This is a genomic window from uncultured Vibrio sp. (assembly GCF_947488985.1).
Classification (GTDB): Bacteria; Pseudomonadota; Gammaproteobacteria; order Enterobacterales; family Vibrionaceae; genus Vibrio.
Window position 1 is genome coordinate 1 of sequence record NZ_CANLBV010000201.1, and the last position, 1,834, is coordinate 1,834.

The 1,834-nt window shown below is 47.9% G+C and carries 4 protein-coding genes and 1 pseudogene; all 5 read left to right on the forward strand.

Annotated features, from left to right (window positions below; translation table 11 throughout):
- Positions 1-27 precede the first annotated feature (27 nt).
- A complete protein-coding gene (locus Q1A70_RS19740) occupies positions 28-180 on the forward strand; it encodes a hypothetical protein (protein WP_299695616.1) in 153 nt (50 codons plus the stop codon).
- Positions 177-386 (forward strand): hypothetical protein, encoded by a 210-nt coding sequence (locus Q1A70_RS19745; protein ID WP_299695614.1) that lies wholly within the window; start codon positions 177-179, stop codon positions 384-386. Before Q1A70_RS19740 ends, Q1A70_RS19745 begins: the two co-directional genes overlap by 4 nt.
- A 5-nt stretch (positions 387-391) precedes the next feature.
- Positions 392-799 (forward strand): hypothetical protein, encoded by a 408-nt coding sequence (locus Q1A70_RS19750; protein ID WP_299695622.1) that lies wholly within the window; start codon positions 392-394, stop codon positions 797-799.
- Entirely contained in the window at positions 799-1,548 is a 750-nt protein-coding gene (locus Q1A70_RS19755; RefSeq protein WP_299697612.1) for a hypothetical protein, read from the forward strand. Before Q1A70_RS19750 ends, Q1A70_RS19755 begins: the two co-directional genes overlap by 1 nt.
- Positions 1,545-1,834: pseudogene (locus Q1A70_RS19760) on the forward strand (hypothetical protein); the annotation flags it as partial. The gene Q1A70_RS19755 and the pseudogene Q1A70_RS19760, both read left to right, overlap by 4 nt.

The following is a 1,834-nucleotide window of genomic DNA, read 5'->3' on the forward strand; positions in this document are numbered from 1 at the left end:
ATAGCAGTGAAAAAATAAGGGGGAAGCATGCCGTTAATTGTGCTTCTTCCTTTGGTAGCAGGTGGCGTTGGGTTTGGTGCTGGATTTTGGTCTGGCACCGGTGCAACGAAATTATTGAAAGTCGCCGCAGTAAGTGGCGGCTGTTATGTGGCTTATCGAGTCATTAAGGGGGGCAAATGATACCAGGTATCGGTGGCGGTTTAAGCGCTGGCGGTTCTATGCCTATCAATGCCGGTGGTGGTGCGGCGGGTCCTAGTGGCGTGTCAGGAACAACCAATGTGGGCGGCATTAGTAATGGCTCTATTAATTTTGGGGGCAGTACGACACAAACTCTACCTTGGGTTCTATTGGTTTTAGGCATAGCGTGGGTGGCGTTTAAAAAATGAAATTCATGTTAATTAAACCTAACCGTTCTGATTTATCCGCTCAGTTTAACTTAATTAAACGGGCGTTTAATGGCGTTGAACATGCCAAGGTCGAGTTTGATTTTTGCTGTGACGCAGTAAGAAACAAACGAGCCAGCATGTACCACCTATTCAGCCGTGAGCATGGCGTATCCGTTCGATTCGTTGGCCTCGTTACCGAATCCAATGATTATTTGATTCTAGCGATGACGGGCAAAGGGCTAGTTAAAGCAGCACCTTGCATTATTGACGCTGTGAAGTCTCAAGGTTATCGCGCAATCAAATACCACACAGTCCGCCGTGGTATGGAACGCATTCTTAAATCGTTTGGTTTCGTGGTTTCAGGTAAGACGGATCATGAATCGGTCTTATCACTCACATTGGAGGGATGCTAATGGGTGGCGGTGGCAGTAGTTCAAGTTCGAACACAACAAACACAACCAACACGAACGGCACCAGTGCCATTAGTGGCGATAACCTTGGTGTGGTTATCTCTGGTGTGAATGGCAATATTGGCAATATTTCGATGACTGATCACGGCTCAGTAAAAGCCGCGTCAGAAATCGCTCAAAGTGCCATGCAGAGCAACAGCACAGCCATTAAAGAAGCGGCTCAATTGGGTTCAGATGCACTCAAGTCGAACGAGAAAGCGTTGGATGCCTCTTTCGACTTTGGCCGTGATGCTCTCGATGAATCGTTCAGCTTTGGCCGTGATGCTCTCACGTCAAATGAGAAAGCGTTGGATGCGTCTTTCGACTTTGGGCGTGATGCTCTCGCAACAAATGAGAACGTCAGCAAAGAAGCCATTCAATCTAATGAGAGCGTGACAAAATCGGCTCTTGAGTCGAATCAAGAGTCGCTGTCAAAGGCACTCGATTTTGGGCGTTATTCTCTTGAAGAAAATAGTCAAATCAGCCAAGCGGCTATGGACAACATGCGACAGAACAGCGCAGATACCACGTCCGCAGTCAAATCAATGGCGATGCAGTCGGGAGAGAACGCCCGTGCTGCTTTATTGATGGCTGAAAACACCGCGTCACGAAGTCAAACCGGCAGTGCTGGCGAGATGTCAAAAGTTGCGATTGCGGTCGCAGTGGCCGCTGCCGTGGGAATGGTCGCAATGGCCTTTAAGGGGGCGAAATGAAGAAGCTAACCCTACTGGCTAATGAGATAAAACGCTTTGGTGTTGGCTCTGATAAGTGGCTGATTGTCCGTGAGTCTCAAGAGTACCTTTATGTCAGCAGTGATAACGGCGAACGAATTCGCGTTGATGCAGGTGATACGTTAGACATTGCAAGTTTTAAAGAGCTTGAAATCACTAACCCTCACGCAACATCCATTGATGTGGTTTACCAGCTGACTAAACGTGATCTTAAAACCACCCCACCGGCACAAGTGAAGTTTGCTGACTCAATGGCCGTGAGTGAAAT